This is a genomic window from Streptomyces sp. NPDC054757, from assembly GCF_053612185.1.
The window spans coordinates 144,005-165,721 of record NZ_JBSHBW010000009.1 but is presented as its reverse complement, the minus strand read 5'-3'; the positions used below and the strand labels follow the sequence as shown (position 1 = coordinate 165,721).

The following is a 21,717-nucleotide window of genomic DNA, read 5'->3' as shown; positions in this document are numbered from 1 at the left end:
GAGCCGGGCCGCCGAATCCCCAGGCTCCGTACGGCCGTTCTCCATGGACCCGCGGCCTCCGGCACGGCGCCACGCGGGTGGAGCCGGAGCCGCCCCGGTACGTTTCCGCTACGTCCGGTACGGGGGCGTTCCGCCGCCTTTGCGAGGCACCACACCGGAGGCCGCGGGCCGGTCAACAACGATCAGCCGGACGGTTCCTGGTGGTCGCTAAGAGTGTGCGTGCGGTTATTCCCGATCACCTCCTGTCCGGATCCCGATCGGGGGTAACCGCCTAGACTCTCCCCGGACGCCTCTCCTGCCAGGGTGTTTGGCGTCCACAAGGGGGGACGGGGTATGGACGAGAAGGAAGACCCGGTGGCGCATTTCAATGTCCTCGGGTCGTTGGAATGCTGGGCCGGGGGGAACCGCGTGCACGCCGGAGGGCCGGTGCACGAGCGCGTCCTCGCGATGCTGCTGCTGGAGAACGGTCATGTGGTGCCGGTGGCGCGCCTGGTGGACGCGGCCTGGGACGAGGAACCGCCCACCACCGCTTCCCACCAGATCCGCAAGGCGGTGGCCGCGCTCCGCAGCCGGATACCGGGCGGCCGGGACCTGTTCCTCACCGACGGCCCCGGTTACCGCGCCGCCGTCCCCGACGAGCAGCTCGATGTACGGGTGTTCTCCCGCTCCGCCCGGCAGGGCGCCCAGGCGCTCGCCGAAGGCGACCCGGTCAGGGCCCGCGGTCTGCTCCAGGCGGCCCTCGCCCTGTGGCGCGGTCCGGTGCTCGCCGGGGACGGCGGCGAGGTCATCGCGGTCGCCTCCACCCCGCTGGAGGAGCGGTGGCTGACCGCCGCCGAACAGCTCTTCCGGATACGCCTCGACGACGGGGAGGCCGCCGAACTCGTGGGCGATCTGCGGGCCGCCGTCGCCGCCCACCCGCTGCGCGAGACGCTGCGGGGCCAGCTGATGCTGGCCCTCTACCGGTCACAGCGGCAGGCCGAGGCCCTCAAGGAGTACGAGGCGGTCCGCTCGATGCTCCGCGACGAGCTGGGGGTCGACCCGGGCCCGCACCTCAAGGCCCTCCACCAGGCCATCCTCCAGGAAGCCCCGGAGGCCGCGGCCCCGGAACGCGCCCGGCGCCCCGCGCCGCCCGACACCGGCCACGCCGAACCGGGAGACGACCTTCCGGGGCCCCGTACGCTCCCCAGCGACCTGGGCGACTTCACCGGCCGCCAGGCCGAGTTGGGCAGGCTCCTCGCGTACGCCACCGCGCCCGAGCCGGCGAACGGACTGCGGGTCGTCGCCGTCGACGGCATGGGCGGCTCCGGCAAGACGACGCTCGCCGTGCACGCCGCGCACCGGCTGGCCGACCGCTACCCGGACGGCCAGCTCCACATCGACCTGCGGGGGTACACCCCGGGCGAGCAGCCGTTGCGGCCCGCAGCGGTCATCTCGACCCTGCTGGGCGCGCTGGGCGTCGCGCCCGAGCGGGTGCCCGAGGACGACGCGGGCCGGGACGCGCTGTGGCAGTCGACGCTCACCGGCCGCCGCATCCTGCTCCTCCTGGACAACGCGGCCGACCTCTCCCAGATCAAGCCGGTCCTCCCGGCGTCGCCGGGCGCACTGGTCCTCGTCACCAGCCGGGTCCGGCTGGTCGACCTCGACGGGGCGGACTGGATCTCGCTCGGTGAGATGACCCGCGAGGACAGCACCGCCCTCATCGCCCGGACCCTCGGCCAGGACCTCGCCGACAGCGACCCGGAGGCCACCGCGGCGCTCGCCGGGCTCTGCGGCCATCTCCCGCTCGCCCTGCGTATCTCCACCGCCCGGCTGCGCAACCGGCCGCGCTGGACGGTCCGCAATCTGGTGGACCGGCTCAGCGACGAGTCGCGCCGTCTGGACGAACTCCACTCCGGGGACCGGGGCGTCGCGGTCAATCTGCGGCTGTCGTACCAGGCGCTCGACCAGTGGCACCGGACCGCCTTCCGCCTGCTCGGCCTGCATCCCGGCACCCATGCCGATGTCCACTCGGCGGCGGCCCTGCTCCAGGTCGGCATCCAGGAGGCCGACGAGGTCCTGGAGAACCTGCTCGACATGCACCTCCTCCAGCAGCACGAGGTCGGCTCGTACGCCTTCCACGACCTGGTGGGGGCGTTCGCGAGAAGCCTGCGCAACGACGGGACGCGGACGGCCGACGTCACCGCCTTCGAACGCCTCCTGGACTTCTGGTTCCTGGCGACGGAGCGGGCCTGCGCCGTGCTCTTCCCCGGCCGCGCGGAGTACCCGGCGCCCGGCCGGGAGCCGGCGGCCGAGGCCGAGTTGCCGCGCCTCGACACCCCGGAGCGCGCCCGCGCCTGGTTCGACCGGGAGCTGGACTCGCTGAAGGCCGCCGTGCGCATCGCCCATGAGTGGGGGCTCCACCGGCATGCCGTGGGGCTCGCGCGCAATGTGGTCTTCCATCTCAACCTGCGCAGCCGTACGGAGGAGTTCCACGAGGTCTCGACGGTCTCGGTGGCCGCCGCCCGCGCCCTCGGCGACGCGCTGGCCCTCCGGATGAGCCTCTCCAACCTGGCGGCCGCCCAGTGGAAGCTGGGCCGTCTCAGGGAGGGGGCCGAATCGGCGCACGAGGCAGTGGAGACCGCCCGGCGTATCGGCGACCGGCGGGGCGAGGCGTTCAGCCTCGATCTGCTGGGGCTGCTCCATATGTCGCTGGGCGACCTCTCGACCGGACGGCACCATCTGCGGCAGAGCGTCGCCCTTCATGTGGCGACCGGCAACGCGGGCCAGGAGGCGACGGCGCTGTGCAACCTCAGTACGGTCAGCACCTGGCTCGGTGACCTGGAAGAGGCGACCCGGGCCGCCGAGCGGGCCCGCGCCATCTACCGCAGGCTCGGCGACCGCGACAACGAGGTGGCCGCGCTCAACGACCTCGCCATCGCCCATCTGCAGAGGGGCGATCCGCAGGCCGCCCGCCGCTGTGTGGCGGACACCGAGGAGATGGTCGACGAGAGCCGGATGCCGGAGAACCTGGCCCTGACCCTGGTGCTGGCCGCGGACGTCCACCACCGCCTGGGGGACGCCGAGGGAGCGGGCAGCAGGCTGGACCGGGCGCTGACGCTGGCGAGATCGCGCGGCACACCGATCCGGCGGGCCACGATCGAGAACATCGCGGGCTTCGTGCATCTGCGGCGCGGCGAACCGGAGACCGCGCTCGCCCTGCACCGGCACGCCCACCGGTCGTCGGAGTCGATCGGCTACCGCTTCGAGCAGGCGCGGGCGCTCACCGGGATGGCGGCCGCGTCCGTGGCGCTGGGATTCGGCGCGGAGGCAACGGAGTTCGGACGGCGGGCCGAGGAACTCTTCGAGCGGATGCGGGTACCGGTCACGGGGCGGCCGACGGTGAAGCCTGAGGCGTTCCACGACCGCACGGCGAAAGCCTGAGGCGCCCCGGCCGGACGGCCGAAAGCCTGAGGCGCCCCCGGCCGGGCGGCGGGGGGCGCCTCAGGGTGGTGCGGGTGGCGGCCGGGCGGCCGACGCGGCCGCTGGTCGGGGCGGCGGTCCGGTGGCTGGTGACAGGTGACCGGTGGCCGATGACCGGCGGCCGGTGCGTACGGCTTTCGGCGCCGGACGCGTACGGCCTCCGGCGGCCGATGTCCGGTGTCCGGCGCTCGGCGAGCGGCGTCCGGCGATGGGCATCCTGCGCTCGGCGAGGGCGTCCGGCTGTCGGCGCTCGGCGGCCTGCGCTCGGCGTCCGGCGTCCGGCGTCCGGCTCAGACGACGGGGGCGCCGCTGGCCGTGGTGCCGGGACCGGCGTTGGTGTCCGTCGTCGCGCCCGGACCGGCGTTGGTGTCGACGGTCGCGCCCGGGCCGGCATTCGTGTCCGTCGTCGTACCGGGCCCCGCATTGGTGTACGGGGTCAGCCCCGGCCCGGCGTTCGTGCGGCCGGGACCGGCGTTCGTCGCGCTGACCACCGTGTGCTGTGCGTTTCCGGCGTGCGCGCCGGTGCCGAGTGCGACGGCGAGGACGGTGGCGAGTGCTCCGAAGAGGACGGTGGCTCTGTGACTGGGCATCGGCTCTTCATTTCCTGTTCACGCGGTGTGGAAGGAGGACGAACAGATCGTCACAGGGCCCGTTCCCCGATGGTTCCCGTTCGGCGACCAGCCCCCGGTAACGGCCCGCGCCCGTCCGCGTACAGGGTGTTCGTGCTCCCTCGGGCGGCCCCCTCAGACGATCACCGTCTCCGTCTCGAACCGCGCCCCGAGCGCCCGCAGCCGCCGCTCGCACTCCTCCCGCGTCGGCCCCGAGAGGACGGCCGCCGCCAGGAAGTCGGCCGATCCCGCCGCACCGTCCAGCACCTGGCCCGGCTCGGCGAACACCCCGAAGAACTCCACCCACGGGTCACCGGGGTGCGACGGCACACCCGTCACCCGGCCAGGCCGCTTCATCAGCAGCACCTGCCCCGCCATGCACCGGGGCGCGGGCCGCTCCCCGGCCTCCACCGCGATCCCGAGGTCGCCGAGGCCCACTTCCGCACGGGCCGCGCAGCGGGCCGGGTTGACGCCGAAGAGCGCGGTCAGCACCTCACGGATACGCGCACCGCCGGGCCTGGCGGCCACCTCGCAGAGCACGAGGCGGTCGTCCGGGGTGTGGAACGCCTCCAGGTGGAAGGCGTGGGTGCGCGGGCCGTCCAGCGCCGCCAGCGTGGTGTCGGCCATCCGCAGCAGCCGCCCGGTCAGCGGGTCGTCCGGCTCCAGCGTGAGATCGACCCGGGCGCCCGGATCCGCCTGGAACGAGGCCAGTTCGTACTGGTACTGGGACGGCCAGGCGAGCACCGTGACCCCGTCCACGACCAGCCCGTCGACATGGCACATCCGGCCCGGCACCCACGCTTCGAGCAGCAGGTCGTCGCGGGGCGCGGCGCCGACGGGGAACACCTCGGCCACCGCCCGCGCCAGCTCGTCCTCGCCGCGCAGCACCCGCAGGCCCCGCGATCCGAACCCGTCCCGGTCCTTGAGCACCACCGGAAGCCCGTGCCCGGCCACGAAACGGGCGACATCGTCGGCGTCGGCGGGCACGGTGTGCGGGGCGACCTCCACCCCGGCCGCGACGGCCCGTTCCTTCATCAGCGCCTTGTCGCGGAACGGCCGCACCTGCTCCGGCCGTGCCCCCGGCAGACCGAGCTTCTCCCGTACGGCGGCGGCCAGTTCGAGATCGCCCTCGTGGAACGCGACCACCTGGCGTACGCCGAACTCGGCGGCCAGCTCCAGGGCCCGCCGCACCACCCGCTCGCCGTCCTCGAAGTCGGGCAGCACCTCCAGATGCCGGTAGCCCCCCGGGCCGTCCGGCAGGCGTTCGCCGGCCGCGCGGATCCGGTCGCCCGCGGCGAGCAGCACCACGCCGCCCGGCGCGTCGGACAGCCAGTCGTCGAACGGGAACGGACCCAGCGGGTTGCGGTGCAGGACCAGGACGCTCATGCGGTCACCCCCGCCAGGGCGCGGTCACCCGCGACCTCGATCCGGATGTGGTCGGCGGCCAGCCGCTCGCACAGCCCGACCGCCGCGTCGGTGTCCGCGGCGCGCACCGCGACATGACCGAGCCGGTCCCAGTTGTCGCGCACCGGCCGGACCGTGTCACCGGGCTCGACCGCCACCTCGACCGACAGCACCCCGGGGTGCGCGGCCACGTCGGACACCCCGCCGACCGCCACCACCCGCCCGGGGTCACGCAGCAGGAACCGGGTGCAGGCCGCGGCCCGGGCGCGGGGCGCCCCGGTCAGCTCCGGCACCAGTCCGAGCGGCCAGGCCACCCCGTACGAGGTGAGGTCGAAGTCGTATGCCTCGCGGACCAGTTCACCGATCTGCCCGCCGCCGACCCGGTTGTGGCCCTCGATGACGACCGGGCCGCGCCCGGAGAGCCGGACCTCGGTGTGGCTCGGGCCGTCCGTCACGCCCATCACGGTGAGGAACTCCACCACGGCCCCGGTGAGCGACGCATGGTCGTCGCCGGTCAGACGCGCCGGTACGGCGTGGCCCAGCTCGGCGAAGTGGGACTCGTCGACGAGCTTCTCGGTGACGGCGATCACGGTGTGCGAGCCCGCGAAGCTGAACGCCTCGACGCTGAACTCCGGTCCTTCGATGTACGCCTCCATCAGGAAGGCGGTCACGGTGTACAGCGTCGAGCCGCGGTCGGTGCGCCCGCCCCTCAGCTCCTCGATACGGGCCCAGGCGCGGTCGGCGTCGGCGGCGTCGGCCACCCGTATCAGCCCGAAACCGGCCGTGGTGTCGGTCGGCTTCACGATGAACGGGTATCCGGCCAGCTCCCCGAAGGCGGTGAGCGAGGCCCGGTCGGTGACCTGCTCGCACTCCACCGTCAGCCGGGAACCGGCCTCCCGCAGCCGGGCACGCATCCGGCCCTTGTCCCGCAGCCGGACCGTCGCCGCGTGCGGGGTGCCGGGGAAACCCAGCTCCTCGCGCAGCCGGGCCGCGACGGCGAGACCGCCCTCGGTGAGCGAGACCACTGCGTCGAACCGCCACACCTGGTGTGCGGCGCCCGCCAGCGGACGCACGGTCTCCCAGTCGGTGTAGTCGATCATCAGCAGCGCGTCGGCGGCAGCGGTTTGATGTGTCGTCAGCTTGTCGGGGTGCTGGATCATGACCACACGCACGCCCAGTTCCTTCGCACGCTCCAGATGGCGGTCGGTGCCGCCGACCAGGAGCAGGGTCTTCGCAGTCATCGCAGGGCCCCTTCGGGGGTCGAGGTGGGCAGGGGGGCGTCGTCGCGGTGGATCTCGACCCGGATGGCGGCGCGCACGGCGGCGATCCGCGCCCGGGCCTCGGCGGGCGTCGACGCGTCGACGACCACATGGCCGTGGCGGCTCGCGGAGTCGGTGGTGGGCGGCAGCACATCGCCCGGCCGGAACCGGAAGGTGAGGGCGTGGACGTACGGCAGGGCCCGCGCATCCGCGAGGCCGGTCACGGATGCCAGGGTCCCGGCGGTGAACTCGAAGAACCCGACCGCCGCGTACCGGCCGGACACGGTACGCGGCACCTCGTCGCCGGCCAGCGCCCGGAAGATGGCGGCCTCCAGGTCGAAGCCGTACGCCACGTCCACCAGAAGCGGGATACGGTCCCCGCCGAGCCGCGCCTGCGACTCGACCACCCGGGGCCCTTCGGCGGTGAGGATGACCTCGGTGTGCGCCGGGCCGAATTCGTAGTCGGCGAGGTCGAGTAGCGCGGCGACGGTGGCCCGCACCGCCGCGGTGTCCGCTTCGGGCAGCGGCGCCGGGTGGATGTGGCCGCGCTCCACGAAGCACGGCGGGCCGCTGGTCTCCTTCGCGGTGATGCCCACGACATGGTGCTGGCCTGCGACGGTGAGTGTCTCCACGCTGTACTCGGGCCCGCGCAGATACTCCTCGACCACGAAGGGGCCGGTCAGTCCCGCCGCCTCGATCCGGTCCGCCCAGCCGGCCAGGTCGGCGGGGGAGTTCAGCAGCGCGACACCCCGGCTCCCGGCCGACCTGGCCGGTTTGACGACGCACGGGAAGCCGATGCCCCGCGCCGCTTCGTACACATCGGGACATCGCCCGACCTCGGCCACCCGCACCGGGGAGACCCCGTTGCGGTTGAGGAGTTCCCGGGTGGCGGCCTTGTCGTTGAGGAGCCGCACCGATTCGGCGCTGTTGGGCGAGAGCCCGAGCCGCTCGGCGACCCGCACCACCGGCACCATGCTGGCCTCGCTGCCCAGATGCAGGACATGGCCGACCCGGTGGGCGAGCGCCGTCTCCTCGACGAGGGCGCACAGCGCGTCCTCGTCGTCGAAGTCCACCAACAGCAACTCCTCTGAGTGCTCGGCGACTTCGCGCAGATATCCGGCGTCGCGCAGCGACGGGTCCCAGATCGACCAGACCCGGAATCCGGCGTCGACGGCCTTGCGGACGAGCTGGTGGTACGGCATGACCATCAGCAGCCGTCCGGCGTCGCGTCGTTCGGTCATGAGGTCGCTCCCTTCGGCTGGGGTGCCGCTGCCACGGTGGCCTTCACGGGCACGGCGGCCCGGCTCTCGCGCAGCCGCAGCAGCGAGCGGTAGAGCACGATCGCGGCGACCCCGAACATCCCGTACAGGAGGCTGATGCCGAGCGGCGGCACGAGCGCGCCGAGCGTGACGAAGAGCGATCCGACGAGCAGCCCGATCCGGGCGTTCAGGCCGTAGGCCGCCATGTACTTGCTGCGGGCCGCCGGGTCCACCAGGTCGGCCAGGATGGCCTGCTTCACGGGGACGTTGACGACCTCGCCGACGGTGAGGACGACCGCGGCGGCGATCAGCACCCAGCCGGAGTCGCTCACCGCCCACACCATGTAGCCCGCGGTGAAGAGGGCGATGCCGACGTAGAGCCTGGCCCGGTCGGACAACTTGCGGAACAGGGAGTTGGCGAACAGGGCGAGCGCCACCACCAGCGCGGTGTTGACGGCCCGCAGCACGCCGAGCATCGCCACCCCGTCCAGCCTCGGGGTCCACGCGCCGAGGCCGGCCAGGGTCTGCCGGGGGAAGTGGGCGGAGAGCCGCACCGCGATGTAGTAGCTGATCTGCACCTCGATGGAGCGGGTGAGGACCGCGGCGACCAGCAGCCGGAAGAAGACGTGGTCGCGCGCCACCGACAGATAGCCGCGCAGCATCGGCATGATGCCGCCCGCGGGCGGCTCGACGGCGTCCGGTGTGCCCGCGAGTGCCGGGTCGAGCGAGGGCGCGGTCTCGGCCAGCCACCGCCAGGTGACGAACGCGGTGAGGACGGAGAGCGCGGCGCCGCCGGTCAGCAGCAGCGCGAAGTGCCCGCCGTAGAGGAAGCCGCCGACGAGCGCGCCGACGGTGAACGCCATGTTGATCGACCAGTAGTTGATCGTGTAGACGAGCGGGCGGCTCTCCGGTGTGGAGACGTCCACCATCATCGCGTCGGCCGCGGGGGTGGCGGCCCCGGAGAGACAGGTGTTGACCAGGTAGAACACGAAGGTCGCCACACCCGACTGCCACCAGGGCGAGTTGGCGAGGGCCAGCGCGGCGAAGGAGACGGCGGCGCCCGCCTCACCCGCGACGAGCAGTGGCTTGCGGCCGACGATGTCGGCGAGATGGCCGCCGACGAAGTTGCTCGCGATGCCCGCAGCGGCCACCAGGAGGGTGAGCACACCGGCCGCCGCGGCCCCGTACAGCGCCGCCAGGTGGATGACCATGAGCGGCACCAGCATGACCGAGAGCAGCCGCTGGACGAAGCCGACGCCCATCCGCAGCTTGATGTTGGGGTGGAGCTGACGGAAGTTCACGACACCCCGCCCCTGGGCGGTTCCGCGCCGGCCGGCCGGGGGTCCGTGGGTGGCTGGGCACCGGCGGACTGTGGGGTACCGGCGGGCGGCTGGGCGTCGCCCGCGTCGGCCAGCTCGCCGCCCATACCCCAGTAGCCGCGGTCCACGTCCCGTACCAGGACGGTCACCGCCGCCGTGGGGCAGCCCGCGACGCGGCTGACGGTGTCGGTGACCTCCTTGACGAGTTGCGCGCGCTGCGCACGGTCGTTGCCCTGCCACCAGTCCACTGTGATCACCGGCATGTCGAGCCTTTCCGAAGAGGGGGGAAGAAAGGGGGGGAAGAAAGGGGGAAGAAGAAGGGGACGGAGGTGGTCCGGCGGCTCAGGAGGCGCCCCAGAGGCTCAGGTAACGCTCCCCCGTGTCGGGGAAGACGGTGACCACGGTCCTGTCGGCGTACTCCGGCTTGGCGACCAGCTGGGCGCAGGCGTGGGCCACCGCGCCCGCGGAGACCCCGGCGAAGATGCCCTGGCTGCGGGCGAGTTCACGGGCGGCGTCCAGCGCCTCCTCGTCGCCGACGGTCATCACCTGGTCGATCAGCGAGACATCCGTGGTGGGCGCGACGAAACCGCCGTTGAGCCCCGGGATACGGTGCTGGCCCGCGGTGCCGCGCGAGAGGACCGGGGAGTTCTCCGGCTCCACCGCCACGACATGCACCGAAGGCGACTGTTCCTTCAGGTACTTGGCGATACCGGTGAGCGTGCCGCCCGTCCCCACCCCGCACACCAGCACATCCACCTGCCCCGCGGTGTCGGCCCAGATCTCGGGTCCGGTGGTCTCGTAGTGGGCGGCGACGTTGTCCTGGTTCTCGTGCTGGCACGGGAACCACGCACCGGGCGTCACCGCGTGCAGCTCCTCCGCCCTGGCGATCGCGCCCGGGTATCCGTCGGCCTGCGGGGTCTGCACCACCTCGGCGCCGAGCGCCTTCAGCAGCGCCACGCGCTCGGCGGTGGCGCTGTCGGGGAGCACGATGACGCACCGGTAGCCGCGGCTCGCCGAGAAGGCGGCGAGGGAGATACCGGTGTTGCCGCTCGTCGCCTCGATGACGGTGCCGCCGGGGGCGATGTCGCCACGGCGCTCGGCGTGCCGCAGCATCGAGAGCGCCGCACGGTCCTTGCTGCTGGAGAGCGGGTTGGCCGACTCCAGCTTGGCGAGCACGGTGGCGCCGGGTACGGCGCCCTCGACCCGCAGCCGGACCAGCGGCGTACCGCCCACGAGGTCCTCGATGCTCTCCGCGATACGGGGGCGACGGGTGTCGCGGGACTGCTCGGTGGTGCGCGGGTTCTCGGTCGTACGGGGAAGCCCGGTGCTGCCGGTGCTGCCAGCGCTCTCGGTGCTGCCAGCGCTCTCGGTGCTCTCGGTGCTCTCGGTGCTCTCGGTGCTCTCGGTGCTCTTCACTGTGTTCTCCACGTCGTCGGGCCGCGCGGCGCTCTCACGGGCCGCACGAGGAGGGGCGGAAGCTCTGCTGAGGAGGGGCGGACGCCCCCGCGGGGGTTACCAGGAACCGGCGGACGCGGTCACGGCATAGCTCTCGGACACGGGCCGCCGGCCCCCGCCCGCCGTATGCACCACCGCGGTCGGGGCCAGCACCCGCGCCCCCGCCGGCACATCCCGGTGGACGAGCGCCTGCGCACCGATCACGGCGTGGTCGCCGACGGTCACAGGGCCGAGGACGGTGGCGCCGGTGCCCAGCACCACATGCCGGCCCACCACGGGGTGGCGGCGCTCGCCCACCGGGCGGAGCACATCGCTCCACCAGCCGACCGCTCCCAGCGTCACCTGGTGGTAGAGCGTCGAGTCGGCGCCGACCGCGGCGGTCTCCCCGATGACGACGGCCGCCCCGTGGTCGATGAAGACCCGGCGTCCGATGCGCGCCCCCGGGTGGATCTCCACCGCTGTCGCGCGCCGTGCCGCCGCCGCCACCAGCCTGGCGGGCAGCCGCATCCCCCGGCGGTGCAGCCGGTGTGCGATCCGGTGCGCCCAGAGCGCGGGGAGTGCCGCGTGCAGCAGGCCCTCACGCCGGTTACGGATCGAGGGGTCACGGGCGACGACCACGTCGAGGTCCTCCCGCAGCGTGCGCAGCAGCCCCAGCTCGGCGGTGTCCGGCTCCGCGCCCGTATCCGCGCCAACGCCCGTACCGGTAACCGCACCCGCGGCCCCAGCAGCGGCCAGGCCGCTGCCCGCCCCCGAAGGCCGCTTCACACCGGCACCGTCTCGCGGGGCCCGACCGCAGCGAGCAGGGCGTCGGTCAGACCACCCAGGACGGTCACCACATCGGGGTCGGCGACCAACCCGTCCGCCCCTCGCAGCGCCGGCGCGTTGCCGATCGCGACCGGCGGATGCTCCACCACGCGCGCCCCGCAACGCCCCAGCACCGTTTTCAGTGTGGCCTGCGCGTCGCCTGCCCCGCGAGCGCCCGGGGAGGCACTGAGGACAGCGGTGAGCCGACCGCGCAGCGCCCCCTGTTCCGCGCCGCCCTGCGCACGCGACAACCAGTCCAGGGCGTTCTTCAACGCTCCCGGCATTTCGCCGTTGTACGCGGGGGTACTGATCACCAGCGCGTCGGCCGACGCGACCGCCTCATGCGCGGCCAGGACGGGTTCGCTGGCTCCGGAGAGCTCAAGATCCCGCTCGTAGTGGGGCAGTTCGCCGACGCGCAGCCAGCGGATTTCGACGTCACCGGCCCGCTCCGTGATGAGCCGCTCGACGGTGGCGAGCAGCGCGGTGTTGGCCGAATCCCGGCGCGTACTGCCGGAAACAAGAACGATCTTCAGGGGGGTGTCCACCGGCTCTCCTCCTCACGGGCCCGCCGCTGGGCCCCGTGCCGGAGACAGAGTGGAACAGCCAGTTCCCGATGGCCTCCCGCTCCGTTCCCCCTGGGGCTGCCCGCCGGACAGCCCCTAAGCCTCGCCGGGCTCGCCCCTGCGCGCCACATAGACCGTATTGGTCGACGTTCCCCCCTGGAGCGGGTTGCCGAAGGTGACGACATGGGCCTCCGTCCGCGCGAAGACCTCCGCGAGTACGGCGGTGAACTCCGCGTCCGGCGGGTCGTTCGACCACAGGGCGAAGGCGCCGCCGGGACGCAGCAGTCCGGCGAGCGCGCGCAGCCCCTCGGGGCGGTAGAGCGCCGCATGGCTCGGGTGCAGGACGTGCCGCGGCGAGTGGTCGACGTCGAGCAGGATCGCGTGGAAGCGCCGGCCCTGTTCCTCCGGGTCCAGGCCGCCGGCTCCGGTGGCCAGCGCGAAGAAGTCGCCGTGGAGCAGCCGGCACCGGGGGTCCGACGCCAGCCCGGCGCCGAGCGGGACCAGTCCGCGCCGGTGCCAGTCGATGACCTCGCCCAGGGCGTCGACGACGAGCAGCGAGGCCACCCGCCGGTCGTCGAGCGCGGCCCGCGCCGTGTAGCCGAGGCCGAGGCCGCCCACGGCGACGTCCAGCGCGGTGTCCGGCAGTCCCGTGAGGCCGAGCCGCGTGAGCTCGGTCTCACCCAGGGTGAAGAGGCTCGACATCAGGAACTCGTCCCCGAGCTTCACCTCGTACACGTCGTCGCCCGACGCCGGGTCCCTGCGGCGCCGCAGGCTGATGTCGCCCAGCGGCGTGGGACGCCAGTCGATCTCCTCGAACCGTGCACTCATCCGCTGTCCTCGTCCCTGGTGCTTCCCCGGCGGCCTGCCCCTGCCCCGCCCCTGGAGGGTCCCACAGCGGGCACCCGGCACCCGGCCACGCCGGAGGCCGGTCCCGGGCGGGTCGCGCCTTGCCGCACACTGGTGGTTCGGACGGACGAGGGACTGGTGGCGAGGGTGCAGACGTACGGGACTTCCGCGGGCAAGGGGGACGCCCCCGGCGGAACGGGTGTGAGCGGAGTGGCGGGCGAGGCCGCCAGGCGGCGGACCTTCGCGGTCATCAGCCACCCCGACGCGGGAAAGTCGACGATCACCGAGGCCCTGGCCCTGCACGCGCACGCCATCACCGAGGCGGGCGCCGTGCACGGGAAGTCGGGGCGGCGCGCGGTCGCGTCCGACTGGATGGAGATGGAGAAGGCGCGCGGTATCTCCGTGACGTCGGCGGTCCTCCAGTTCGACCACCGCGGCCATGTGCTCAACCTCCTCGACACTCCCGGCCACGCGGACTTCTCCGAGGACACCTACCGGGTGCTCGCCGCCGTCGACTGCGCGGTGATGCTCATCGACGCGGCCAAGGGCCTGGAGGAGCAGACCCGCAAGCTCTTCGACGTCTGCCGCCACCGCCGCATCCCGGTGATCACCTTCGTCAACAAGTGGGACCGGCCGGGCCGGGAGGCCCTGGAGCTGCTGGACGAGATCGAGCGCGAGCTGCGCGTCCGGCCCACACCGGTGACCTGGCCGGTCGGCGAGGCCGGCGAGATGCGCGGTCTGATCGACGCGCGCTCCCCCGAGCAGATGCTGCGCTACACCCGTGCCCCCGGCGGCGCCCACCAGGCCGACGAGGAGATCATCACGGCCGACCGGGCGGCCACCGAGGAGGGCGACCGCTGGGAGCAGGCGACGGAGGAGCTCCAGCTGCTCCAGGCCGAGGGCGCCGAGTTCGACCCGGAGTCCTTCCTGGGCGCCACGTCGACACCGGTCTTCTTCGGCGCGGCGGTCTCCAACATCGGGGTACGGCTGCTGCTCGACGCGATCGTCGACCTGGCCCCGGCACCGCACGCCCGCGAGCTGGAGGGCGGCGGCGCCCGCCCGGTCGACGCGCCCTTCTCGGGGCTCGTCTTCAAGGTGCAGGCGAACATGGACCCCTCGCACCGGGACCGCATCGCGTTCCTGCGGGTGTGCTCGGGGGTCTTCCAGCGCGGTGAGACCGTCACCCGGGCCGCGACCGGGCGGCCGTTCGCCACCAAGTACGCGCACAGCATCTTCGGCCAGGACCGCTCCATGGTCGACACCGCCTACCCCGGTGACGTCGTCGGCCTGGGCAACGCGGCGGCGCTCCGGGTGGGCGACACCCTGTACGACGGGCCGGCCGCGATGTTCCCGCCGATGCCGACCTTCGCGCCCGAGCACTTCGCTGCCGTACGCCCGGTCGACATCAGCCGCTCCAAACAGTTCCGGCGCGGTATCGCCCAGCTCGACGAGGAGGGCGTGGTCCAGGTGCTGGTCTCGGACCGGCGCGGGGACCAGTCGCCGGTGCTGGCCGCGGTGGGGCCCATGCAGTTCGACGTGGTGACGCACCGGATGGCGGGCGAGTTCTCCTCGCCGGTCCGTCTTGAGTTCCTGCCGTACCACCTGGCCAGGTCGACGGACGCGGCGGGCGGCGACGCGCTGAACAGTGCGCGGCTGGTCCAGGGCGAGGCGCTGACCCGGGTCCGCGACAAGGAGGTGCTGGCGCTCTTCCCCGACAAGTGGCAGGCCAACTCCTTCCAGCGGGCGTTCCCGGACGCCCGCCTCGACCACCTGCTGGCCGCCCACGACTGAGGCACCCGTACGGAACCGGCCGGGGCGCTTCCCCGGCCGGTTCCGTCTTCCCGGCCTGCTCCGCTCCGGCCGCCGTTCTCAGCCCGCGCACTCCGTGTCGTGCGCCGGCCGCTGCCCCGTGGTGAGGAACCGCGTCACGGTACGGTCCCCGCAGGCGTTCCCGGTGCCCAGATACGAACCGTGCCCGCCGCTGTCGACGGTCACCAGCCGGGCCCGGTCACCGAGCGCGGCCCGCATCTTGAGGGCCCCCGCGTACGGCGTGTAGGGGTCCCGGCGGTTCTGGATCATGAGGATGTCCGACGGCCCCCGGTCGGTGATCCGGGCGGGCGGCGCGGCCGGTGCGTCCTTCCAGAAGGTGCAGGGCGTGATGTTGGCCGGCATCCCCGCGGTGAGCGGATGGGCGGCCCGGTCCGCCGCGACCGCGGGCCCGTACGAGGAAACCGGGTCCGGCCAGCGCACATCGTTGCAGATCACCCCGATCGTCACCGCGGCGTCCGCGTCGGGCATCGCCTGGGAGAGATCAGGCGTAAGGACGGGTGTCGCGGCCGGGTCCTGCGCGGCCCTGATCAGCTGGGCCAGCTGCGGGAACGCGGCGTCGTCGGAGAGCGCGTTCTGGAGTGCCTGCCGCAGCAGGGTGCCGGTGAGCGGCACGCCCGGGGTGGTCGTCTCCTTGGGCTCCCGGTCCAGCTTGGCGGCCAGCGAGAGGAACAACGGCCTCACCTCGTCCGGCCGTTGGGCAAGTCGCAGCCCGTCGTCCGCCCTGGTGGGATCCGCTGCCCAGGCCGCGAAGTCGGGCATCCGGTCGTCCGCGCCGACCGCCATGTTCGCCAGCCAGCCGCGGGCGACGCGCGACGGGTCGGGGTCGCCGTTGCTGTCCAGGACCCAGCGGTCGGTGTGCTGCGGATACTTCTGCGCGTACTGGGCCCCGACGTACGTCCCGTACGACTGCCCCCACGCCGACAGTTTCTCCTCGCCCAGCGCCTGCCGGAAGCGGTCGATGTCACGGACCTCGTTGGCGGTGGTGAGGCTGCGCAGGACCGGGCCGCCGTTGCGGGCGCAGGCATCGGCGGTCCGCCGGGATCTCGCGATGTTCTCCGCGATCCCGCCGTCCGCCGCGGGCCAGGACCGTACCGTCACCAGATGCCGGTCGGCCGCGTCGAGACCGCAGCCCGCCCGGGAACTGCCCCCGACGCCACGGGGGTCGAGGCTGACGATGTCGTACGCCCCGTCCAACTGCCCCCGCAGCGCGGCCCCCTTCTGCGTCAGCCGCTGCACCCCTGATCCGCCGGGCCCGCCGGGGATCACGAGGAGCGTCCCGCGCCGCGCCGCGGGCCGGTCGCTGCGCAGCCGGGACACCGCGAGGGTGAGCCGCGGCCCGTCCGGGTGCCGGTAGTCGAGTGGTACGGGCAGCTCAGCGCACTCCTGGCCTGCCGGGCCGCCGGGCTGGGCGCAGTCCCGCCAGGTGAGCACGGGAGCGGGCGCCGTCGCGGCGTGGGCGGCGTGGGCGGCGGGCACGGATATGGCGGTGAGAGCGGCGGCGACGGCTGCCGCGGACACGGTGCCGATGAGGCCCCTGAGGGCGTAACTGGTCATGGACACAAGGGTTGTTGAAACGGTCTCCCGGGCCCATACGACTGGCACGACACATCGGGCGGGGGGTAGCCCCCGCCCCTACGGGTGATCCCCGACGCACTCACGGGCCGTCCGGCGGCTCCCGGTCGGGGGCGGGTGCGCCGAAGCACTCCTGGGCCCGGCTGAGCACCAGGTCGATGAAGTCGGCGACGACCGGGGTACGGGTGCGGGCCGTCACCCGGGTCAGGCCGACCGTTCGGGTGGCCCCCGGATCGTCGAGCGGCAGGTCCACCAGGCCGGGTACCCGGACCGGCGACGGCGGGAGCACCGCGACGCCGAGGCCCGCCGCGACGAAGCCGCGCATCGTGGCGATCTCAGCGCTCTCGAACGCCACGCGCGGCGGGAAACCGGCCGCGGCGCAGAGGCTGTTGACCAGGCGGCGCAGACCATAGCCGGAGGTGGCCATCACGAAGTCCTCGTGCTCCGCGTCGGACAGCCGGACCCGGTCCCGCCCCGCCAGCCGGTGACCGGCAGGTACGACGAGACTCAGCGGCTCGGCGGCGACCGGCAGCGTGGTGATGCCCGGCTCATCGGGCAGCGGTGAGGTCAGACAGAGATCGACCTCACCGGCGCGCAGCCGGTCGAGCAGCCCCTGCGCGTTGTCCTGGACCAGCTGGAAGCGGACCTGGGGGTGCCGGTCGCGGAACCAGCTGACCAGCAGCGGAACCGGGGCCGAACCGAGCGCGGGCAGGAAGCCGAGCGCGACCGTGCCCGGCATGTCGGTGGCCAGCCGCAGCTCCTCGCACCCCGTCGCGATCTCCTCAAGACCGCGCTGGACCCGGGCCAGGAAGGCGCGCCCCTGCCGGGTCAGCCGCAGCCCCCTGCCCTCCCGGTCGAAGAGCGGGGTGCCGACGGCCGCCTCCAGCCGGGCGACGCTGCGGCTGACCGTCGACTGCGGGGTGCCCAGCTCGCTCGCCGCCGCGGAGAGATGCTCAAGTCCGGCCACCGTCACGAACCGCACGAGATCGGGACACATCCCCAGCAGCGGCGCGGGCAGCCGCGCCCCGTCCGGCGCCAAGGGGGCGGGAGGCGCGGCGTCGGGCCGTACGGGGGTCGAGGCGGCCGGCCGTACAGGAGTCGGAACAGCAGGCCGTACGGGGTCGGGTGCGGGGCGACCGGTGGCCCGGTCCGGGCGTTGTTCCATATACGGAACATATATCGGGCATCCATGCATTGGACGCATGAACGACCCCCGGCCTACCGTCGTCCGGTGACTGACCCGCTCATACCGCCTGCCGCGCACACGCGTGGGACGCCCGGTTTCCGCCGGGCCACCGGGGCGCTGTTCGCCGCCGGGCTGACCACGTTCATGACGCTGTACTGCGTCCAGGCCCTGCTGCCCTCCCTCTCCGCGCACTTCGCTCTGTCGCCCGCGGCCTCGTCGCTGACCATCTCGGTCTCCACCGCCGCCATGGCGGTCGCCGTGGTGCCGCTGACCGCCCTCTCCGACGCGTGGAGCAGGACCGGGATGATGAGCCTCTCGCTCGGCGCGGCAGCCCTCCTCGGTATCGCGGCGGCCTTCGCGCCCAACTACCCGGTGCTGCTGGTCTTCCGGGTGCTCCAGGGCCTCGCGCTCGCCGGTCTCCAGGCCACGGCGATGTCGTATCTCTCCGAGGAGGTGCACCGCGAGTCGCTCGGCCAGGCCATGGGGCTCTATGTGGCGGGCAACGGGATCGGCGGGATGGCGGGCCGGCTCGTCGCCGACGGTGTGCTGGACCTGACCGGCAGCTGGCGCTGGGCGATCGGCGCCGTGGGCGCGGTCGCGGCGGTCTGCGCGGTGGTCTTCCATCTGACGGTGCCCGCCTCCGTACGCTTCGTACGCCGGGAGGCACGGCCGCGCGCGCTCGCGTCCGCGATCGGCCGGGCGCTGCCGGACAGCGCCCTGCTCAGGCTCTATCTGATCGGCTTCCTGGCGATGGCCGGGTTCGTCACCGTCTACAACTACCTCGGGTTCCGGCTGATCGATGCGCCGTTCCATCTCTCCGAGACGACGGCCGGGCTGCTCTTCATCGCGTACACCGCGGGCTCGTTCTCCTCGGCCGCGGCGGGCCGGCTGGTCGACCGGTACGGCAGGCCGCGCGTCCTGCTGCCCGCGCTGCTCGTCACGCTCGCGGGCCTCGCGGTGATGCTCGTACCGCGGCTCGGTGCCGTCATCCCCGGCCTGGTGATCTTCACCGTGGGCTTCTTCGCGGCCCACGCGGTGGCCAGCGGCTGGGTCGGCGGACGGTCCGCCGTGCTGGGGGTGCAGGGTGCTGCGGTCTATCTGTTCTTCTACTACATCGGCAGCGCGGTAGGCGGATCCGTGGGCGGAATCGCGTACTCCGCAGGGGCCTGGAACGGTCTGACCCTCTACTGCGGCTGCCTGGTCGCGGTGGCCCTGCTCAGCGCGGTGACCCTGCGCAAGGCACGGTCCGCGGTCCGGCCCGCGGCACAGACCGCACCGGCCCCGCAGGCATCCGCCGGGCCGGCGGCCGAACCGTCCGCCGTCACTCGACCCGGCGACGGCTCCGGCGGCGCGCGGTGAACCTGCGGCGGTAGGCGCCGGTGAGCAGCAGCAGGGTGGCCGCGACGATGGTCACGGCCTGCGCGATCACCACGAGCGTCTTGTCCCAGAACCAGACCGGCTCGTACATGTTGGGCACCGGGCCGAGCTTCCCGACGTCGACGAACCGGTAGATCAGGATCAGCGCGAGCCCGCCCGCGGCGACCAGCCAGGCGAACACGTCCGACACGGCCCGGCGCCAGACCAGCACGAGCAGCGCCGCCAGTGAGGCGAGACCGGCCTCGATACGAAAGAGATCGCCCTGGCTGATGCCGGCCGAGACGGGGTCGTACTGGTCGGCGAGGTGCGCGTGCACATAGGCGTCGACGGCGAGCCCCGCCGCTGCCAGCACACAGAGCAGCGCCCGCAGCACCCGGCGGACGGGGCCGGCCGGGCCGGGCGGCGCGGCTGACGAGAGATCGGACGGCATGGGGCCCCTTCCCGGCACGGTCTTGGCAGGCAGTCGGTCGAGCACGGTCGGTACGGGCAGATTCGGCAGGCCGTACGGGCGCGATCCGTACGGGGACGATCCGTACCGGGACGATCCGTACGGGAAAGGTCCCGGCCGCGAGGTCAGCTGACCGTGAGCGTGCCCTTCATGTACTGGTGGATGGTGCAGATGTAGGGGTACTTGCCCTTGCCGGACGGCGCGGTGAAGGTGACCGTCTTCCCGGCGGCGATGTCACCGGTGTCGAACGCCTTCTTGCCGGTGGCCGTCACGGTGTGGGTCGTCGAGTCCTTGTTCGTCACCGTGATCTTCGTCCCCGGGGAGACGGTCAGGGCTGCGGGCATGAACTTGAAGTTCTTGATCGTGATCTGGTGGCCCTTGCCGCTCGCCGTGGAAGCCGCGTTCGTGGGCGTGGTGGACGACGACGAGGAGGATTTCGATCCGCTGTCCGAGCAGCTGGTGACGGCGGTCAGCAGGCAGAGCGTCACAGCGGCGACCGCCGCACGCGGTCTGCGGTTACGGGTGAGCATCGGGTCTCCGGTGGTCTCGGAACGGCCGATCCGGCCCCGGCCGGGTGCGTCATGGAGGAGGGTGACGCACCCGGCCGGGAGCCGGAGGGGCGGAGCGGGGTCGTGCCGGCCGCGCGGGGTCGCGCGGGGTCAGACCGTCAGCAGGCTGGGGCTGGCGGCGTTCTTCGTACCGATGAAGGCGTCCGGCACCGGGTACTGGCCCAGCACGAAGTGCAGGATCGCTGCGTGCATGGCCTCGACCGGAGCAATGGTCGCCGCCGTGTTGACCCCGCCCATGCTCTTGACGTTGGACGTCGCGAACACATAGGTCTCGGTGGCCTGGTCCTCCAGCCGGAGCGCCAGCTTGGCCACCCCGGTGACGTCCTTGACCTGGCCGAGCTCCTTGGTGACGGTGGGCTGGTCGGAGAGCGGCACACCGGTGATTTTCGGCTTGCCCGCGCTGGAGAGCACCCCGTTCCACGCGTCGGCGTGGTCCTTGTGCTGCGCCATGGCGGTCTGGATGAACGTCGCGACCGCCGGCGGCACCTTGCCGAGCTTGCCCGCGTTGGCCGCCTTGAGAGCCGCCTGGTAGGCGCCGACGGCCTGGTTCTCCAGGGCTGTCGCCAGGGCGACGACCTTCAGGTCGCCCGTGTACTGCCCGGCCTTGCCCGACGAGGAGGCGGAAGCACCGGTCGATGCGGAGCCGGAGGCGCTCCCGCCGGCCGGGGTGTCGCCCGGCTTCCCGCCACAGGCGGCGAGCGCCAGCATGGCCGCCGATGCCCCGGCACCTGTCAGGAAGCGACGGCGCGCCAGATGCACACGCTCTTCCTGGCGACGGTCGGGAGCGGAGCTCTCCAGGTCCTTCAGCTCCGTCGACAGCTCACGGGCCGAGGCGGTCATCACGGGAAGGAGCTCCCGGTGGGCCTCGTCCATCTCGCTCGTCAGACGGGACATCTCGCCCTCGCTGATCGGCAGCTCCCAGCTGCCCCTGCTGCTGCTCATTTGACGGCCCCTTCACTGACCGGCGAAGCCATCTTGGTGGGGTAGAAGGCGTCCGGGAAGCCGACGCTGCCGATGTTGGCGGGCAGCTTCGCGACGTCCGTGGGGATCGCGATGAGGCTCTGCTTGCCGTCGGCGAGCAGCGCCTGCACGGCGAGCAGCGTGGCGCGGTGCTGGGCCTCCACCGGCGCGACCGAGGCGAAGAGCTGGCGCAGGCTGGTGTCGTGGACCTGGCCGATGTTCTTGGTGTACGTCTGCGCCGCGACGTCCTCCAGCGTGATGGCCAGCTTGACCACGTCCGCCGAGTTCTTGATCGTCGGCAGGGTCTTCTTGACGACCGCCGCGTACTTCGGATCCGTGCCCGTCTGCTCCTTGCCGCCCGCCTTCTTGGCGGCGGCGTTGAACGCCTGGGCGTGCGCGGTGTGCTGCTGCGCGGTCTTCGTGATGAAGGCCAGCACGGTCTTGTTGCCGCTCTTGATGAACGGCAGCCCGGCGGCGGTGTGGTAGACGCTCACCGCCAGGTTCTCGATCGAAGCGGCCGTCTGGAGTGCCATGACGTCCGTGCTCGACGCGGCGGCCGCGCGTCCGGCGCCCAGCAGGGTCGCCGCTCCTGCGGCGCCCAGCAGGGTGCCCCGGCGCTGCCACCAGCGGCGGCTCGAAGATTCGGCCGTTTCGGCGAAGTCCGCCAGTGCGGAGTTCGTCACCCGGAGCGCGTCGCTGTTCAAATCCTGCGACTGCTCGGTCAGCTCCCTCAACAACCCGGTGTCGATGTGATCGGTACCCATCGCGTCCCATCTCCTTCCCCGCGCCGGACAGCACG

At 73.0% G+C, this 21,717-nt stretch carries 19 protein-coding genes; 3 read left to right on the top strand and 16 right to left on the bottom strand.

Features of this window, described 5'->3' with window-relative positions; translation table 11 throughout:
• The first annotated feature begins 333 nt into the window (after window positions 1-333).
• Window positions 334-3,420 carry an AfsR/SARP family transcriptional regulator gene (locus ACWGKJ_RS14330; RefSeq protein ID WP_385027469.1) on the top strand — a complete coding sequence of 1,029 codons (3,087 nt, stop codon included), beginning with the start codon at window positions 334-336 and terminating at the stop codon, window positions 3,418-3,420.
• A gap of 329 nt (window positions 3,421-3,749) precedes the next feature.
• On the opposite strand, the gene ACWGKJ_RS14325 is transcribed toward ACWGKJ_RS14330, so the two are convergent.
• The 10 genes from ACWGKJ_RS14325 to ACWGKJ_RS14280 all read right to left on the bottom strand — a co-directional run bounded on the left by ACWGKJ_RS14325 (window position 3,750) and on the right by ACWGKJ_RS14280 (window position 12,958).
• Complete coding sequence (locus ACWGKJ_RS14325; protein WP_385027472.1) at window positions 3,750-4,049, bottom strand: hypothetical protein; 300 nt, start codon at window positions 4,047-4,049, stop codon at window positions 3,750-3,752.
• Window positions 4,050-4,202: 153 nt separating this feature from the next.
• On the bottom strand, window positions 4,203-5,453 hold the full coding sequence (locus ACWGKJ_RS14320; RefSeq protein ID WP_385027475.1) for an ATP-binding protein: 1,251 nt from the start codon (window positions 5,451-5,453) through the stop codon (window positions 4,203-4,205).
• Window positions 5,450-6,712: an ATP-grasp domain-containing protein gene (locus ACWGKJ_RS14315; protein ID WP_385027478.1), complete on the bottom strand. Its 1,263-nt coding sequence runs from the start codon at window positions 6,710-6,712 to the stop codon at window positions 5,450-5,452. Before ACWGKJ_RS14315 ends, ACWGKJ_RS14320 begins: the two co-directional genes overlap by 4 nt.
• Window positions 6,709-7,971 carry an ATP-grasp domain-containing protein gene (locus tag ACWGKJ_RS14310; RefSeq protein WP_385027481.1) on the bottom strand — a complete coding sequence of 421 codons (1,263 nt, stop codon included), beginning with the start codon at window positions 7,969-7,971 and terminating at the stop codon, window positions 6,709-6,711. The genes ACWGKJ_RS14315 and ACWGKJ_RS14310 overlap by 4 nt, the downstream gene beginning before the upstream one ends.
• Complete coding sequence (locus tag ACWGKJ_RS14305; protein ID WP_385027484.1) at window positions 7,968-9,290, bottom strand: MFS transporter; 1,323 nt, start codon at window positions 9,288-9,290, stop codon at window positions 7,968-7,970. Before ACWGKJ_RS14305 ends, ACWGKJ_RS14310 begins: the two co-directional genes overlap by 4 nt.
• Window positions 9,287-9,571, bottom strand: a complete 285-nt coding sequence (locus ACWGKJ_RS14300; protein WP_385027487.1) for a tautomerase family protein — start codon at window positions 9,569-9,571, stop codon at window positions 9,287-9,289. The genes ACWGKJ_RS14305 and ACWGKJ_RS14300 overlap by 4 nt, the downstream gene beginning before the upstream one ends.
• Before the next feature lie 79 nt (window positions 9,572-9,650).
• On the bottom strand, window positions 9,651-10,565 hold the full coding sequence (locus tag ACWGKJ_RS14295) for a PLP-dependent cysteine synthase family protein (RefSeq protein WP_385027542.1): 915 nt from the start codon (window positions 10,563-10,565) through the stop codon (window positions 9,651-9,653).
• 255 nt (window positions 10,566-10,820) lie between these two features.
• The gene (gene epsC, locus ACWGKJ_RS14290; protein ID WP_385027545.1) at window positions 10,821-11,411 is read right to left on the bottom strand and encodes a serine O-acetyltransferase EpsC; all 591 of its coding nucleotides are present in this window, start codon (window positions 11,409-11,411) and stop codon (window positions 10,821-10,823) included.
• A 113-nt stretch (window positions 11,412-11,524) separates the two neighbouring features.
• A complete protein-coding gene (locus ACWGKJ_RS14285; RefSeq protein WP_385027490.1) occupies window positions 11,525-12,112 on the bottom strand; it encodes an NADPH-dependent FMN reductase in 588 nt (195 codons plus the stop codon).
• Window positions 12,113-12,226: 114 nt separating this feature from the next.
• A complete protein-coding gene (locus ACWGKJ_RS14280; RefSeq protein ID WP_385027493.1) occupies window positions 12,227-12,958 on the bottom strand; it encodes a polyamine aminopropyltransferase in 732 nt (243 codons plus the stop codon).
• Window positions 12,959-13,114: 156 nt separating this feature from the next.
• Here ACWGKJ_RS14280 and ACWGKJ_RS14275 point away from each other — a divergent pair, with 156 nt between their 5' ends.
• Window positions 13,115-14,767: a peptide chain release factor 3 gene (locus ACWGKJ_RS14275; protein ID WP_385027496.1), complete on the top strand. Its 1,653-nt coding sequence runs from the start codon at window positions 13,115-13,117 to the stop codon at window positions 14,765-14,767.
• A gap of 78 nt (window positions 14,768-14,845) precedes the next feature.
• Here the strand turns inward: ACWGKJ_RS14275 and ACWGKJ_RS14270 are convergent, their stop codons facing one another.
• Together ACWGKJ_RS14270 and ACWGKJ_RS14265 are read right to left on the bottom strand one after the other, a co-directional pair.
• Window positions 14,846-16,360, bottom strand: a complete 1,515-nt coding sequence (locus tag ACWGKJ_RS14270) for an alpha/beta hydrolase (RefSeq protein ID WP_385027498.1) — start codon at window positions 16,358-16,360, stop codon at window positions 14,846-14,848.
• Window positions 16,361-16,460: 100 nt separating this feature from the next.
• Window positions 16,461-17,543 carry a LysR family transcriptional regulator gene (locus tag ACWGKJ_RS14265; protein WP_385027501.1) on the bottom strand — a complete coding sequence of 361 codons (1,083 nt, stop codon included), beginning with the start codon at window positions 17,541-17,543 and terminating at the stop codon, window positions 16,461-16,463.
• A 66-nt stretch (window positions 17,544-17,609) separates the two neighbouring features.
• On the opposite strand from ACWGKJ_RS14265, the gene ACWGKJ_RS14260 reads away from it, so the two are divergent.
• On the top strand, window positions 17,610-18,923 hold the full coding sequence (locus ACWGKJ_RS14260) for an MFS transporter (RefSeq protein ID WP_385027504.1): 1,314 nt from the start codon (window positions 17,610-17,612) through the stop codon (window positions 18,921-18,923).
• Here the strand turns inward: ACWGKJ_RS14260 and ACWGKJ_RS14255 are convergent.
• From ACWGKJ_RS14255 to ACWGKJ_RS14240, 4 genes are all read right to left on the bottom strand, one after another.
• Window positions 18,886-19,371 carry a hypothetical protein gene (locus tag ACWGKJ_RS14255; protein ID WP_385027507.1) on the bottom strand — a complete coding sequence of 162 codons (486 nt, stop codon included), beginning with the start codon at window positions 19,369-19,371 and terminating at the stop codon, window positions 18,886-18,888. The two genes, ACWGKJ_RS14260 and ACWGKJ_RS14255, sit on opposite strands and share 38 nt — an antisense overlap.
• Window positions 19,372-19,514: 143 nt before the next feature.
• On the bottom strand, window positions 19,515-19,919 hold the full coding sequence (locus ACWGKJ_RS14250) for a cupredoxin domain-containing protein (RefSeq protein WP_385027510.1): 405 nt from the start codon (window positions 19,917-19,919) through the stop codon (window positions 19,515-19,517).
• A 129-nt stretch (window positions 19,920-20,048) separates the two neighbouring features.
• Window positions 20,049-20,900 carry a ferritin-like domain-containing protein gene (locus ACWGKJ_RS14245; protein WP_385027512.1) on the bottom strand — a complete coding sequence of 284 codons (852 nt, stop codon included), beginning with the start codon at window positions 20,898-20,900 and terminating at the stop codon, window positions 20,049-20,051.
• Window positions 20,897-21,682 (bottom strand): ferritin-like domain-containing protein, encoded by a 786-nt coding sequence (locus ACWGKJ_RS14240; protein ID WP_385027515.1) that lies wholly within the window; start codon window positions 21,680-21,682, stop codon window positions 20,897-20,899. The genes ACWGKJ_RS14245 and ACWGKJ_RS14240 overlap by 4 nt, the downstream gene beginning before the upstream one ends.
• Window positions 21,683-21,717: the final 35 nt, after the last annotated feature.

Coding starts and splice junctions, on each gene's coding strand:
- ACWGKJ_RS14330 (WP_385027469.1), top strand. CDS start 334: ATGGACGAGAAGGAAGACCCGGTGGCGCATTTCAATGTCCTCGGGTCG.
- ACWGKJ_RS14325 (WP_385027472.1), bottom strand. CDS start 4,049: ATGCCCAGTCACAGAGCCACCGTCCTCTTCGGAGCACTCGCCACCGTC.
- ACWGKJ_RS14320 (WP_385027475.1), bottom strand. CDS start 5,453: ATGAGCGTCCTGGTCCTGCACCGCAACCCGCTGGGTCCGTTCCCGTTC.
- ACWGKJ_RS14315 (WP_385027478.1), bottom strand. CDS start 6,712: ATGACTGCGAAGACCCTGCTCCTGGTCGGCGGCACCGACCGCCATCTG.
- ACWGKJ_RS14310 (WP_385027481.1), bottom strand. CDS start 7,971: ATGACCGAACGACGCGACGCCGGACGGCTGCTGATGGTCATGCCGTAC.
- ACWGKJ_RS14300 (WP_385027487.1), bottom strand. CDS start 9,571: ATGCCGGTGATCACAGTGGACTGGTGGCAGGGCAACGACCGTGCGCAG.
- ACWGKJ_RS14280 (WP_385027493.1), bottom strand. CDS start 12,958: ATGAGTGCACGGTTCGAGGAGATCGACTGGCGTCCCACGCCGCTGGGC.
- ACWGKJ_RS14270 (WP_385027498.1), bottom strand. CDS start 16,360: ATGACCAGTTACGCCCTCAGGGGCCTCATCGGCACCGTGTCCGCGGCA.
- ACWGKJ_RS14265 (WP_385027501.1), bottom strand. CDS start 17,543: ATGGAACAACGCCCGGACCGGGCCACCGGTCGCCCCGCACCCGACCCC.
- ACWGKJ_RS14255 (WP_385027507.1), bottom strand. CDS start 19,371: ATGCCGTCCGATCTCTCGTCAGCCGCGCCGCCCGGCCCGGCCGGCCCC.
- ACWGKJ_RS14250 (WP_385027510.1), bottom strand. CDS start 19,919: ATGCTCACCCGTAACCGCAGACCGCGTGCGGCGGTCGCCGCTGTGACG.
- ACWGKJ_RS14245 (WP_385027512.1), bottom strand. CDS start 20,900: ATGAGCAGCAGCAGGGGCAGCTGGGAGCTGCCGATCAGCGAGGGCGAG.
- ACWGKJ_RS14240 (WP_385027515.1), bottom strand. CDS start 21,682: ATGGGTACCGATCACATCGACACCGGGTTGTTGAGGGAGCTGACCGAG.